Annotated in this window: 9 protein-coding genes and 3 pseudogenes; 3 read left to right on the top strand and 9 right to left on the bottom strand. The window is 70.6% G+C overall.

Features of this window, described 5'->3' with window-relative positions; genetic code table 11:
- The first annotated feature begins 46 nt into the window (after nucleotides 1-46).
- Nucleotides 47-580, top strand: coding sequence for a GNAT family N-acetyltransferase (locus tag ACXKR8_RS37705; protein WP_458269039.1), 534 nt, complete (start codon nucleotides 47-49; stop codon nucleotides 578-580).
- Nucleotides 581-604: 24 nt separating this feature from the next.
- Here the strand turns inward: ACXKR8_RS37705 and ACXKR8_RS37700 are convergent, their stop codons facing one another.
- The 3 genes and pseudogenes from ACXKR8_RS37700 to ACXKR8_RS37690 all read right to left on the bottom strand — a co-directional run bounded on the left by ACXKR8_RS37700 (nucleotide 605) and on the right by ACXKR8_RS37690 (nucleotide 3,002).
- Nucleotides 605-847 (bottom strand): hypothetical protein, encoded by a 243-nt coding sequence (locus tag ACXKR8_RS37700; protein ID WP_458269038.1) that lies wholly within the window; start codon nucleotides 845-847, stop codon nucleotides 605-607.
- Nucleotides 848-957: 110 nt separating this feature from the next.
- Nucleotides 958-1,828 (bottom strand): annotated as a pseudogene (locus ACXKR8_RS37695) (chitosanase).
- 163 nt (nucleotides 1,829-1,991) lie between these two features.
- A complete protein-coding gene (locus ACXKR8_RS37690; protein ID WP_458269036.1) occupies nucleotides 1,992-3,002 on the bottom strand; it encodes a zinc-binding alcohol dehydrogenase family protein in 1,011 nt (336 codons plus the stop codon).
- 65 nt (nucleotides 3,003-3,067) lie between these two features.
- Here ACXKR8_RS37690 and ACXKR8_RS37685 point away from each other — a divergent pair, with 65 nt between their 5' ends.
- On the top strand, nucleotides 3,068-3,436 hold the full coding sequence (locus ACXKR8_RS37685) for a winged helix-turn-helix transcriptional regulator (protein ID WP_458269035.1): 369 nt from the start codon (nucleotides 3,068-3,070) through the stop codon (nucleotides 3,434-3,436).
- 20 nt (nucleotides 3,437-3,456) lie between these two features.
- On the opposite strand, the gene ACXKR8_RS37680 is transcribed toward ACXKR8_RS37685, so the two are convergent.
- The 3 genes from ACXKR8_RS37680 to recQ form a co-directional block, all read right to left on the bottom strand.
- A complete protein-coding gene (locus tag ACXKR8_RS37680) occupies nucleotides 3,457-4,536 on the bottom strand; it encodes a cation:proton antiporter domain-containing protein (RefSeq protein WP_462099990.1) in 1,080 nt (359 codons plus the stop codon).
- Nucleotides 4,437-5,081: a cation:proton antiporter domain-containing protein gene (locus tag ACXKR8_RS37675; protein ID WP_462099989.1), complete on the bottom strand. Its 645-nt coding sequence runs from the start codon at nucleotides 5,079-5,081 to the stop codon at nucleotides 4,437-4,439. Before ACXKR8_RS37675 ends, ACXKR8_RS37680 begins: the two co-directional genes overlap by 100 nt.
- A gap of 95 nt (nucleotides 5,082-5,176) precedes the next feature.
- Entirely contained in the window at nucleotides 5,177-7,117 is a 1,941-nt protein-coding gene (gene recQ / locus ACXKR8_RS37670; protein ID WP_458269033.1) for a DNA helicase RecQ, read from the bottom strand.
- Between the two features lie 121 nt (nucleotides 7,118-7,238).
- On the opposite strand from recQ, the pseudogene ACXKR8_RS37665 reads away from it, so the two are divergent.
- Nucleotides 7,239-9,459: pseudogene (locus ACXKR8_RS37665) on the top strand (NADP-dependent isocitrate dehydrogenase).
- A 63-nt stretch (nucleotides 9,460-9,522) separates the two neighbouring features.
- On the opposite strand, the gene ACXKR8_RS37660 reads toward ACXKR8_RS37665, so the two are convergent.
- The 3 genes and pseudogenes from ACXKR8_RS37660 to ACXKR8_RS37650 form a co-directional block, all read right to left on the bottom strand.
- Nucleotides 9,523-10,536 (bottom strand): hydroxyacid dehydrogenase, encoded by a 1,014-nt coding sequence (locus ACXKR8_RS37660; RefSeq protein ID WP_458269031.1) that lies wholly within the window; start codon nucleotides 10,534-10,536, stop codon nucleotides 9,523-9,525.
- Nucleotides 10,537-10,554: 18 nt separating this feature from the next.
- Nucleotides 10,555-11,468, bottom strand: a pseudogene (locus tag ACXKR8_RS37655) (carbohydrate ABC transporter permease).
- Nucleotides 11,465-12,373 (bottom strand): carbohydrate ABC transporter permease, encoded by a 909-nt coding sequence (locus ACXKR8_RS37650; RefSeq protein WP_458269029.1) that lies wholly within the window; start codon nucleotides 12,371-12,373, stop codon nucleotides 11,465-11,467. Before ACXKR8_RS37650 ends, ACXKR8_RS37655 begins: the two are co-directional and overlap by 4 nt.
- Nucleotides 12,374-12,382 lie beyond the last annotated feature (9 nt).

The following is a 12,382-nucleotide window of genomic DNA, read 5'->3' as shown; positions in this document are numbered from 1 at the left end:
GCTGGTTCCGTTGACGATTGCGGGACCGGTGGGCGAGGTTGGGGGCATGAGAGATCAACTGACGACGTCCACGGGGCTGACCCTGCGCCGCTGGGACGACACGGACGCGACCGCGGTGCTGGCGGCGTTCGCGCCGGCGGAGATGGTCCGTCAGGCCGGGCGGCCCATCCTCGACGCCGCGGACGCGCTGCTGTGGCTGGCGGACCGTCGACGCGACTGGGACGGCCGGACCGGATACTCCTGGGCCGTTGTCGACCACCGGGCCACCGTGCTGGGCAGCGTGACCGTGTCCTCGGTGGACCGTCGTCATGACACCGGCTGGGTGTCGTACTGGATCGTGGAGTCGGCGCGCGGCCGTGGTGTGGCCGCCGCCGCCGCGGGCGCACTCTGCGGGTGGGCCTTCGAGGACCTGGGGTTGTTCCGGCTGGAACTGGGGCACCGGACCAACAACCCGGCCTCCTGCCGTGTCGCGGAACGGGCCGGGTTCAAGGTGGAGGGCCTGGAACGGGCCAAACTCCGCTACGGCGAGAAGCGCTACGACGTGGAACTGCACGCCAGACTGGCCACCGACCCGGGGTAGTGCTCCGACCTGCTGAAGCAACCCTCAGGACTGCGATCCCGCGATCGAGCAGGCGCGCAACTGATGCCGTTTGGAGATGATGGCCGCGCCCCTGCGGCTGCGTACCGCCTCGGGGGTGTGCGCCTGCTCCCAGGCGAGTTGCTCGGCCTCGCGGACCTTCACCGCCGCCACGATGATGCTCTGCTCACCCCGGCGGCCGTCGGGCGTGCGGGTGTTCAGCCGGACGCACCAGTGGAGCAGCCCGACATTGCCGTTGCGGATTCCCATGGTGCGCCCTCTCATCGTTGGTCGAATCACTGGTCGAAAAGGGCGGGCGGAGGTCGGCACCAACCCCCGCCCGCCCCGTCGTCCCGTTGTCCTCTCGGATTCAGCCGGTGTCAGCTCTTGATGGTGTAGCTGTCGCCGTAGGTCTTCCAGGTGAGCGGGGGGTTGAGGTCGAGGTTGCCGGCCTTGAGGAAGACCCGCTGCTCGGTGTCGACCCGGCTGGTGTCGTCGTGGGCGGCCTCGGTGAGCATCGCCGCCTTGCGGGCGTCCAGGTAGGCATTGAGGTACGTGGTCTCATTGCCGCCCTGGGCCGGGGTCTTGGCCTTCTTCATCGCGGTCTTGCGGATCCCGCCGAAGCTGGTCGGGTCATCGCCCGGACCGTGCATCACGATCGCGTCGTAGTAGATGAAACTGACCCAGCGCCCGCAACCCGTCCGCCTTGGCCTGCTGGACGGCCGGGTTGAAGTACACCCGGTCGCGCTCGTTGTTCTGCGCGGTCTGGAACACCGTGTCCTTGGCCGCGGTCTTCCAGTCCGCCACGAACGCACTGCCCAGACCGGTGTGCGAGGCCGTGCCATTGACCTTCTTCAGCGCCGGCAGGTACTTCGCCAGCACATTGCCCGGCTTCGTCGCGGTGTACGCCTGCACCAGCTCCAGCATGTCACCGGTCCCCGAACAGAACCCGATGATCCCCGCGGTGTACCCGCGCCCGTCACCGATGTCCTCGATGTACTTGTACTGCGCCTTCCAGTCCAACGAGGAGTTCTCCGCACTGGAGACAAGCTCCATCGCGATCTCCTTCTTGTGCGCGTCGGTGAGGTCCACCGACGCGGCCGCAGCTGCCGTGGCCTGGGCCGAGGAGCTCGAAGGGGTGGTGGAGGCCATCGCCTGGGTGCTGCCGAAGGCAAGGGCGCCGACGGCGGTCATGGCGCTCGCGACGATGAAGGTGCGGCGCCCGAGGCGCCTGTCGTCGGACTCAGTCATCTGGGGGTCTCCTGGCAGTGTGGGGAGTGCGGGAGCAGCTGAGGACTGGAATGCCGGCCGGCAGTCGAAGCTCCTTGTTAGGAAACTTTCCTAAAACTGTGTGTGAATCCTCGCCCCCGACAAACAGGCGTGTCAAGACCCATGGCCACCGCTGCGGCCACGGCTACTCCGCGGCGACCACGATCTTGCCGATCATGGCCGAGCCCTCCACCGCGCGGTGCGCCTCGCGCAGGGTCTCCGCGGTGATCGGAGTGAGCTTCCTGGTGAGCGTGGTGCGCAGCACCCCCTGGTCGACCAACCGGGCCACCTGCTCCAGCAGCGCCCGCTGAGCGGTGCTCTCCGGGTCGAACAGCGGCCGGGTGAACATCAGTTCCCAGTGCCAGCTCTGGCTCTTGGACTTCAGCGGCAGCAGGTCGAGGCCCTCCGGTTCGTCGATCGCGACCACCTGGCCGTGGACCGCCATGAGGTCGGCGTAGGTCTGCTCATTGCCCGCGGAGAAGGGCGAGAAGATGTAGTTCACGCCCTGCGGGGCGATCGCCCGCACCTGCTCGACCAGGTGACGGTGGTCGACGATGTGGTGCGCGCCCAGCGATTCGGCCCAGGCGGCGGACTCGGGCCGGGAGGCGGTGGCGATCACGGTGACCCCGGTCAGCTGCCGGGCCAACTGGACCACCATCGAACCGACGCCGCCCGCGCCGGCCATCACCAGCAGCGTGCCGGTACTGTCCTGGCCCAGGCCCATCCGTTCGAACAGCGTCTCCCAGGCCGTGATCGTGGTCAGCGGCAGCGCGGCGGCCTCGGCGAAGTCCAGGGTGGCCGGCTTGTGGCCGGTGATCCGCTCGTCGACCAGCTGGTGGGCGGCATTGGAACCGGGACGGGCGATGGATCCGGCGTAGTAGACCTCGTCGCCGACCTGGAACGCGGTCACCCGGTCGCCGGTGGCGCGGACGATTCCGGCCGCGTCGAAGCCGAGGACCTTGGGGTCGTCCTGCGGGCCGAAGGAGGCGCGGACCTTGACGTCCACCGGGTTCACCGAGACCGCACGGACCTCGACCAGCAGGTCGTGCGGCCCGGGGGCGGGCAGGTCGAGCTTCACGGCGACGAAGGAGGTGTCCGCGTCCACGGGCCCGGAGGCGGTGGCGGCGATGGCATGGGTGGTGGTCGGTGCGTTCATACTGGCAATGTAGATCCCGGGTACTAGTTACCCGCAACGACACCTACTATCCCGAAGGAACTACGATGGCCACGCCGCGCCCCCGCATCGCCCTGTCCGTCCAGCAGGACGTCTACGCGGCGAACTGCCCCTGCCGGTCCATACTCGACCTGCTGGCGGACAAGTGGAGCGCGCTGGCGCTGGGGGCCCTGGAGGCCGGCCCGATCCGGTTCGGGGCGATCAAGGCCCGCCTGGACGGGATCAGCCCCAAGGTGCTGACCGCGGTGCTGCGCCGGCTGGAGGACCACGAGCTGGTCACCCGCACCGTCTACCCCGCCGTCCCGCTCCATGTGGAGTACGCGCTGACCGGCCTGGGCCGGGACGCCTGCGTGCCGCTGGCGGCGCTGCGCACCTGGGTCGAGGACAACATCGAACGCTTTCCCACCCCCGCCTAGAACCGCTCGACAGCCGACCGTCAGCGGGGCCCCAGCGCTGCTGCCTCCAGGTCGAGATCGTGCTGCAGTCGGCGCCGGGTGGTGTCGCTGACCTGGTGCGCGTCGTAGAGCCGGTGGAGTTCGGCCCCCTGCCGGGCGACGATGTCGCGGCGCAGGCCGCGGTAGGCCTCCAGCAGCGGTATCCCGTCACCGCCTCCCCCGGCGCCCGCCTCCGCTCCCCCGCCCGCTCCCCCGTGCGGGCTCCCCTGCAGGCCCCCGTCCAGGCCCGCGCTCTGCTCGACGGCCTGCTCCAGCCGGGCGTCCAGGTTGCGGCGGGCCCGTTCCAGGGCCGGGGCCGGGACGGTCTCCAGGTCGTTCAGCTGGTCCAGGTGGGCCAGCGCGGCCCGGGCCAGGGCCTCCCGAGTACGGGCCTCCTCCTGGGCGCTGTGCTCGGGTTCCACCGCGAGCCCGGAGCGGCTGACCGCCCCGGCCAGCGTCAGCCCCTGCACCACCAGCGTGAAGACCACCACCGCCGTGGTCAGCACCAGCACCAGCGGCCGCCCTGGCAGCGGCGTCCCGTCGGCGGCCACCAGCGGGATCGACAGCGCGGCGGCCAGCGGCATCACCCCCCTGGTCCCGGCCCAGGTCACCACCCCCGCCACCCGCCAGGAGGACTGCCCGCGGTCCGGCTGCACGGTGGCCGAGAGCGGCAGCATCCACAGCACCCGCAGCGCGATCAGCACCAGCGCGACGGCCAATGCCTGCAGCGGCCAATCACCGCTGCCGCCCGGCAGTTCCCGTACCAGAGTGGGCAGTTCCAGGCCGACGATGCTGAACACCACGCTCTCCAGGCCGAACACCACCACCGCGTACACGGCCTCCACCTGCAGCCGGATCCGGGCGTCGGAGAGCCGGTGCCCGGAGCGGCCCAGCAGCACCCCGGCGACCACCACCGCGGTCACCCCCGACGCGTGCGCCGACTCCGCCAGCACATACGCCCCGTACGGGGTGACCAGCGCGATCACCGTCTCCAGCACCGGATCGGCGGTGCGGCGGCGGATCTGCCCGACCAGCCCGGCCACCGCGGCGCCCACCGCGCTGCCGCCGCCGGCCAGCAGCACGAACTCGCCCCGGCGGCCCCCCAGCCGACCGCGCCCCCGGCCACCGCGACGCTGAGCGCGACCTTGAACAGCACCAGCGAGGTCGCGTCGTTGAACAGGCTCTCGGCCTGCACCAGCACCTGCACCCGCCCCGGCAGCGACAGCCGGCGTCCCAGCGCGGTCACCGCGACCGGGTCGGTGCTGGCCAGCACCGTGCCCAGGACGAAGGCCATCGACCCGGTGAGCGGGGTGAGCACGGAGGCCAGCACGCCCACCACCGCGGCCGAGGCCAGCACCAGGCCGAACGCCAGCACCGTCACCGGCCGCCAGACGGTGCGCAGATCACGCACCGACAGTTCCTCCGCCGAGGCGTAGAGCAGCGGCGGCAGCACCACCAGGCCGATCGTCTGCGGCGCGATGTGCAGCCCGGGCACCCCTGGTATCAGCGCCACGGCCAGCCCGACCAGGACCAGCAGCGAGGGCGCGGGGACGCTCCAGCGCCGGGCCCAGGTGGCCACCGCGGTACCGAGGACCACCAGGAGTAGGACGAGCCCGACCGCGTGCATCCGCGCACCTCTGATCCGCTACCGAGGGCGCTTCCACAGGTCGCGTCAGACCATCCCTCGCGCCGACCAGACTTCCCGGCACACCAGCAGCGACGTTACTCGACGCCCGCCGGGGCCGCCAGCAGGTCCAGGATCAGCTGGCCGTAGGTGGCGAGCTTGTTCTCGCCGACCCCGCTGACCGAGCCGAGTTCGGCCAGGGTGGTCGGGGCGGTAGCGGCGATCTCCCGCAGGGTCGCGTCATGGAAGACCACATACGCGGGCACGCCCTGCTCCTTGGCGGTGGCGGCCCGCCAGGCCCGCAACTGCTCGAAGACCGGCAGGAGTTCGGCGGGCAGGTCGACCGGGGCGGCCTTCCGTCCGGACCCGCCGCCCGACCTGGCGCCGGCCGCCTTGGCGGCCCGGGCCGGCTTCTCCGGATCGCGGCGCAGCGAGACCTCTCGGCGTCCGCCGAGCACGTCGGCGCTGTCCTCGGTGAGCACCAGCGTGCCGTACTCGCCCTCGACCGCGACCAGTCGCTGGGAGAGCAACTGCCGTGCCACCGACCGCCATTCGGCCTCGGTCAGATCGGCGCCCACGCCGAAGACGCTCAGCCCGTCATGGTCGAACTGGATCACCTTGGCGGTCTTCCGGCCCAGCAGGATGTCGATGATCTGGGTGGCGCCGAACTTCTGGCCGCGCTCGCGCTGCAACCGCACCACCGTGGACAGGAACTTCTGCGCGGCGACCGTGCCGTCCCAGGAGGCCGGCGGCACCAGGCAGGTGTCGCAGTTGCCGCAGGGCTCGCTCTTCTGCCCGAAGTAGTCCAGGAGTTGGACCCGGCGGCACTCCACCGTCTCGCACAGCGCGAGCATCGCGTCGACGTGGGCCGCCAGCCGGCGGCGGTGCGCCTGGTCGCCCTCGGAGGTCTCGATCATCTTGCGCTGCTGCACCACGTCCTGGAAGCCGTAGGCCAGCCAGGCGGTGGAGGGCAGCCCGTCGCGGCCGGCCCGGCCCGTCTCCTGGTAGTAGCCCTCGACCGACTTGGGCAGGTCCAGGTGGGCAACGAAGCGCACATCGGGCTTGTCGATGCCCATGCCGAAGGCGATGGTCGCGACCATCACCAGGCCGTCCTCGCGGAGGAACCTGGACTGGTTCTCGGCCCGGACCCGCTGGTCGAGACCGGCGTGGTAGGGCAGCGCGTCCACGCCCCGCTCGACCAGGTAGGCCGCGGTCTTGTCGACCGAGGCCCGGGACAGGCAGTAGACGATCCCGGCCTCGTCGGGGTGCTCGGTGCGCAGCAGGCTGAGCAGCTGCTTCTTCGGCTCGTCCTTGGGGGCGATCCGGTACTGGATGTTGGGCCGGTCGAAGCTCGCCACGAAGTGGCGCGCGTTCTCCAGGCCCAGCCGGGAGGTGATCTCGGCGTGGGTGGCCGCGGTGGCGGTCGCGGTCAGCGCGATCCGCGGCACGTCCGGCCAGTACTCGTGCAGCGAGGACAGGGCCAGGTAGTCCGGGCGGAAGTCGTGCCCCCACTGGGCGACGCAGTGCGCCTCGTCGATCGCGAACAGCGAGATCGTGCCGCGCTGCAGCAGCCGGACCGTCGCCTCCACCCGCAGCCGCTCCGGCGCCAGGTAGAGCAGGTCCAGCTCGCCGGCGATGAACTCGGCCTCCACCAGCCGCCGCTCGTCGAAGCTCTGCGAGGAGTTGAGGAAGCCGGCCCGCACCCCGAGCGCCCGCAGCGCGTCGACCTGGTCCTGCATCAGCGCGATCAGCGGCGAGACCACCACGCCGACCCCGGGCCGCACCAGCGCCGGGATCTGGTAGCACAGCGACTTGCCGCCGCCGGTCGGCATCAGCACCAGGGCGTCCCCGCCGCCGATCACATGCTCGACGACCTCCTGCTGACTGCCCCGGAAGGCGTCGTACCCGAAGACCCGGCGCAGCACCCGCAGCGCCTCGGTGTCCTCGGTGCTGCTCTCTGCACCGTCTTCGGCAACGTGTTCGGCACTGTCTTCGGCATCGTGTTCGGCGAGGCTCGGGCTCTGGCTCGGAACGCTCATCCGCCGATTGTACGGGCCCGCTCGGACACGACACGACGAGTTCGATCGGGGTGGGTGTCGGGGAGGGCCGGACACGAGATATCTTGATATCGAGACGTTTTCGACGTGAAGCGGAGTACTGGTGACTGACTCGACCATCATCTATACGCACACTGACGAGGCCCCGGCCCTGGCGACGTATTCGTTCCTGCCCGTGGTCCAGGCGTACGCCTCCACAGCGGGCGTCAGGGTGGAGACGCGTGACATCTCCCTGGCCGGGCGCATCATCGCGAGCTTCCCCGAGCGTCTTGAGGAGGGCCGGCGCATCGAGGACGCCCTCGCTGAGCTGGGCGCGCTCGCCAAGACCCCCGGTGCCAACATCATCAAGCTGCCGAATGTGTCGGCCTCGATCCCGCAGCTCAAGGCCGCGGTCGCGGAGCTGCAGCAGCAGGGCTACGCGCTGCCCGACTACCCGGACGACCCCAAGACCGACGAGGACCGCGACGTCCGCGCCCGGTACGACAAGATCAAGGGCAGCGCCGTGAACCCGGTGCTGCGCGAAGGCAACTCCGACCGTCGCGCCCCCGCCTCGGTCAAGAACTACGCCAAGGCGCACCCGCACCGGATGGGCGCCTGGACCCCCGAGTCCAAGACCAATGTCGCGCACATGACCGCCGACGACTTCCGCTCCACCGAGAAGTCCGCGGTCCTCGCCGCCGACGACTCGCTGCGGATCGAACTGGTGGCCGCCGACGGCAGCACCACGGTGCTGCGCGCCTCGGTGCCGGTGCTGGCCGGCGAGGTCGTGGACGCCTCGGTCATGCACGTGGCCGCGCTGGAGTCGTTCTTCGCGGCCCAGGTGGTCCGGGCCAAGACCGAGGGCGTGCTGTTCTCGGTGCACCTCAAGGCCACCATGATGAAGGTCTCCGACCCGATCATCTTCGGCCACGTGGTCAAGGCCTTCTTCCCGAAGACCTTCACCCAGTACGGCGCGGTGCTCGCGGCGGCCGGCCTGAGCCCCAACGACGGGCTCGGCGGCATCCTCAAGGGCCTGGACGCGCTGCCCGAGGGAGCAGAGGTCAAGGCCTCCTTCGACGCCGAACTGGCCGACGGCCCGGCCCTGGCCATGGTCGACTCCGACCGCGGCATCACCAACCTGCACGTACCGAGCGACGTCATCGTCGACGCGTCCATGCCGGCCATGATCCGCAGCTCCGGCCACATGTGGGGCCCGGACGGCAAGGAGGCCGACACCCTCGCCGTCATCCCCGACAGCAGCTACGCCGGGGTCTACCAGGTCGTCATCGACGACTGCCGCGCCCACGGCGCCTACGACCCGGCCACCATGGGCTCGGTGCCCAACGTCGGCCTGATGGCGCAGGCGGCCGAGGAGTACGGCAGCCACGACAAGACCTTCGAGATCGCGGTGGACGGCACCGTCCGGGTGGTCGACCAGGCCGGGAACACCGTGCTGGAGCAGCCGGTGGGCGCCGGCGACCTGTTCCGGATGTGCCAGACCAAGGATGTGCCGATCCGGGACTGGGTCAAGCTCGCGGTCAACCGCGCGCGGGCCACCGGCAACCCGACCGTGTTCTGGCTGGACGAGACCCGCGCGCACGACGCCAACCTGATCGCCAAGGTCAAGGCGTACCTGCCCGAGCACGACACCGACGGGCTGCAGATCGAGATCAAGTCCCCGGAGGAGGCGACCGCCTTCACCCTGGAGCGGATCCGCCGCGGCGAGGACACCATCTCGGTCACCGGCAATGTGCTGCGCGACTACCTGACCGACCTGTTCCCGATCCTGGAGCTCGGCACCAGCGCCAAGATGCTCTCGGTGGTCCCGCTGATCAACGGCGGCGGCCTGTTCGAGACCGGCGCCGGCGGCTCCGCGCCCAAGCACGTGCAGCAGCTGGTCAAGGAGAACTACCTGCGCTGGGACAGCCTGGGCGAGTTCCTGGCGCTGGCGGTCAGCTTCGAGCACCTGGCGCAGACCACGGACAACGCCCGGGCCCAGATCCTGGCCGACACCCTCGACCGGGCGACCGGCACCTTCCTCAACGAGGACAAGTCGCCGAGCCGCAAGCTGGGCGGCATCGACAACCGCGGCAGCCACTTCTACCTGGCCCTCTACTGGGCCCAGGAGCTGGCCGCGCAGACCGCCGACGCCCAGCTCGCGGAGGCGTTCGCGGCGCTCGCCAAGACGCTGGCGGAGCAGGAGCAGACCATCGTGGCCGAGCTGATCGCGGTCCAGGGCTCGCCCACCGACATCGGCGGCTACTTACCAGCCCGACCCCGCCAAGGCGGCGGCCGTGATGCGTCCGTCGACGACCTTCAACGAGGCCATCGCCACGCTCGGCTGAGCAGGCACGCGGTTCCGAGGAGGGGGAAGGGCCGTCGGCCCTTCCCCCTCTTTCTGTCCCCGGCTACGCCGAGCGCTCCATGTCGCCGCGCGACATCGGGTGGGCGAAGGGCAGCCCGGCCGCATAGCGCTCCACCTCGTCCACCGCGGCCGCGGCCATCCGGTGCAGCTCATTGCCGAGCGAGCCCGCGATGTGCGGGGTGAGCAGCACGTTGGGCAGGTCGTAGAGGGGTGAGTCGGCGGGCAGCACATCCGGTTCGGTGACGTCGATGACGGCGTCGATCCGGCCGGTGGACACCTCGGCGATCAGCGCCTCCTGGTCCACCAGCGAGCCCCTGGCGGTGTTGACCAGGGTGGCGCCGTCCCGGAGCAGCGCCAGCCGGGACCGGTCGATCAGGTGCCGGGTCGCCGGGAGCTGCGGGGCGTGGATGCTGACCACGTCCGAGCGGGAGCACAGCTCGTCCAGGCCGACCAGCCGGGCGCTGAGCCCCTCGGCCTCCGCCGCGGTCAGGAACGGGTCGTAGAGCAGCAGGTCCAGGTCGTAGGGGCGCAGCAGTTCCAGCACCCGCCGGCCGATCCGGGAGGCGCCGATGATGCCGACGGTGCGGTGGTAGTTGCCGGTGCCGGTGTAGAGGGCGTGCAGATCCGGACGCACGCCCCGCTGCTTGCGGTAGGTGTCGCGGATCCGCAGCACCTGCTTGTTGGCGAGCAGCACCACGGCCACCGTGTACTCGGCGACCGGCAGCGCGTTGGCCCAGGCCGCCGAGGTGATGTGGAGCCCGCGCTGCCAGCACGCCTCGGTGATCAGACGGCGGATGGAACCCGCCGCGTGGACCACCCCGCGCAGCCGGGGCGCGGCGGCGAGCGCCGCCTCGTCCAGCGCCGGGACGCCCCAGCAGCTGAGCAGCAGGTCGGCCCCGCCGAGCGCCGCGGCCGCGGCGGGCGCCCTGAAGTCATTGAGGACGAGGTCGAAGTCCACCTCGGCGACAGCGGCCAGCCGGGCTCTGGAGTCGCGGTCCAGGAGCACCGGGGCGATGTCGGGGTTCATCGCGAGAAGAACCCGGGGGCGTGCGGTCATGGGTCGCTCCGGTCTGTTTCAGCACTGCGTCACTTTCACGCTGCCGGCGGTCAGACCGGCCTTCCAGAACCGCTGCAGGACGACGAAGGCGATGATCAGCGGGAGGATCGCGAGCATCGCCCCGGTCACCACCAGGGGGTAGTAGGACGGCTCGGTGCGGGTCTGACTGTTCCAGGCGTACAGGCCGAGGCTGACCGGGAAACAGCTTGGTGTTGGAGAGCATGACCAGCGGCAGGAAGAAGTTGTTCCAGATGGCCGTGAACTGGAACAGGAACACCGTGACGAAGCCCGGCATCACCATCCGCAGCCCGACCGACCAGAAGGTGCGCAACTCCCCCGCCCCGTCCACCCGGGCCGCCTCCAGCACCTCGCCGGGGACGTAACCGGCCGTGAACACCCGGGCCAGGTAGACCCCGAACGGGTTGACCAGGGTCGGCACGAAGACCGACCAGAAGGTGTTTGACCAGGCCGGTCTTGGAGGCCAGCAGGTACATCGGCAGGGCCAGCGCGGTGGTCGGGATCAGCACCCCGAGCAGGACCACGCCGAAGAGCTTCTCCTTGCCCCGGAAGGCATAGGTCTCGAAGGCGTATCCGGCGCAGACGCAGATGAAGGCGCAGAGCAGCGCGCCGAGCCCGGCGTAGAGCAGGGAGTTCAGGTACCAGCGGAAGTAGATCCCGCCGTCCGCCGTGGCCAGGTCGTGCAGGTTGGCACCGAGGTGCAGCCGGCTGAGCGAGAAGCCCTGGCCCCCGGTCAGGTCCCCGGTGTCCTTGGCCGAGGCGGTGACCAGCCACAGCACCGGTAGCAGGGTGTACGCCGTGGCCAGCACCAGGGTGCCGTTGACCGCCGCCTTGGACAGCGTCCACGGTCCGCGCGCGGGCTTGGTCCGGACGACCGGGGCGGCGGGTGCGGCGCGTACGGTGTCGACGGTCATGCGGCGGCCTCCGTCTGTCGCCCGGAGTTGGTCGAGCGCTTGGCCCCGAACCGGGTGACGGTGAACGACAGCGCGGCGGCGACCAGGGCGAGCAGCACCGAGGCGGCGGCGGCAAGCCCGTAGTCGTTGCGGTCGAACGCGGCGCTATAGGCGTACATATTGGGGGTCCAGGTGCTGATCACCGAGGCCGAACTGCCGTGCAGGATCATCGGTTCGGTGAATAGCTGGAGCGAGCCGATCACGGTGAACAGCATGGTCAGCACCAGGGAGGGCCGGATCAGCGGGAGTTTGATGCTCCAGGCGGTGCGGGCGGCCGAGGCGCCGTCGATGGTGGCGGCCTCCAGCAGTTCGCCCGGGATGGCCTGCAGCGCGGCGTAGAAGATGACCATGTTGTAGCCGGTCCACTCCCACACCGCGATATTGACGATCGAGGGCAGGGTGAAGCCGGAGGAGAGCAGGTCGACATGCACCCCGGCGCCGCCGAGGGCGCCGACCACCGGGCTGATGCCCGGGGTGTAGAGGTACATCCAGACCAGGGCGGCGACCAGGCCCGGCACGGCGTGCGGCAGGAACAGCGCCAGTTGGAAGAAGCGCCGGGCCCGGGCCAGGGTGGAGTCGATCAGCAGGGCCAGGCCGAGCGAGGCCCCGAGCATCAACGGGATGTAGAGCAGGCAGTATTCAGCGGTGATCAGGAAGCCGTTGCGGAAGGCGGAGTCCTTGATCACCCGGGAGTAGTTGGCGAATCCGCTGAAGACCCGCTGGGCGCCGCCGAAGCCGAGGCCCGAGGAGTGCTCGGTCCACAGGCTCAGATAGAGCGCGTAGCCGACGGGGGCCGCGATGACCGCGGCGAACAGCAGGAAGAACGGGGCGAGGAGGAGCGTGGCCGCGCCCCCTCGTCCCCGCACTCCCGCTCT

This window comes from Streptacidiphilus sp. PAMC 29251, from assembly GCF_054208735.2.
The sequence above is the reverse complement of the archived record's forward strand: the minus strand, read 5'-3'. Positions and strand labels throughout refer to the sequence as shown.

Coding starts and splice junctions, on each gene's coding strand:
- ACXKR8_RS37675 (WP_462099989.1), bottom strand. CDS start 5,081: ATGCACGCGGTCGGGCTCGTCCTACTCCTGGTGGTCCTCGGTACCGCG.
- ACXKR8_RS37690 (WP_458269036.1), bottom strand. CDS start 3,002: ATGAACGCACCGACCACCACCCATGCCATCGCCGCCACCGCCTCCGGG.
- ACXKR8_RS37660 (WP_458269031.1), bottom strand. CDS start 10,536: ATGACCGCACGCCCCCGGGTTCTTCTCGCGATGAACCCCGACATCGCC.
- recQ (WP_458269033.1), bottom strand. CDS start 7,117: ATGAGCGTTCCGAGCCAGAGCCCGAGCCTCGCCGAACACGATGCCGAA.
- ACXKR8_RS37700 (WP_458269038.1), bottom strand. CDS start 847: ATGGGAATCCGCAACGGCAATGTCGGGCTGCTCCACTGGTGCGTCCGG.
- ACXKR8_RS37685 (WP_458269035.1), top strand. CDS start 3,068: ATGGCCACGCCGCGCCCCCGCATCGCCCTGTCCGTCCAGCAGGACGTC.
- ACXKR8_RS37705 (WP_458269039.1), top strand. CDS start 47: ATGAGAGATCAACTGACGACGTCCACGGGGCTGACCCTGCGCCGCTGG.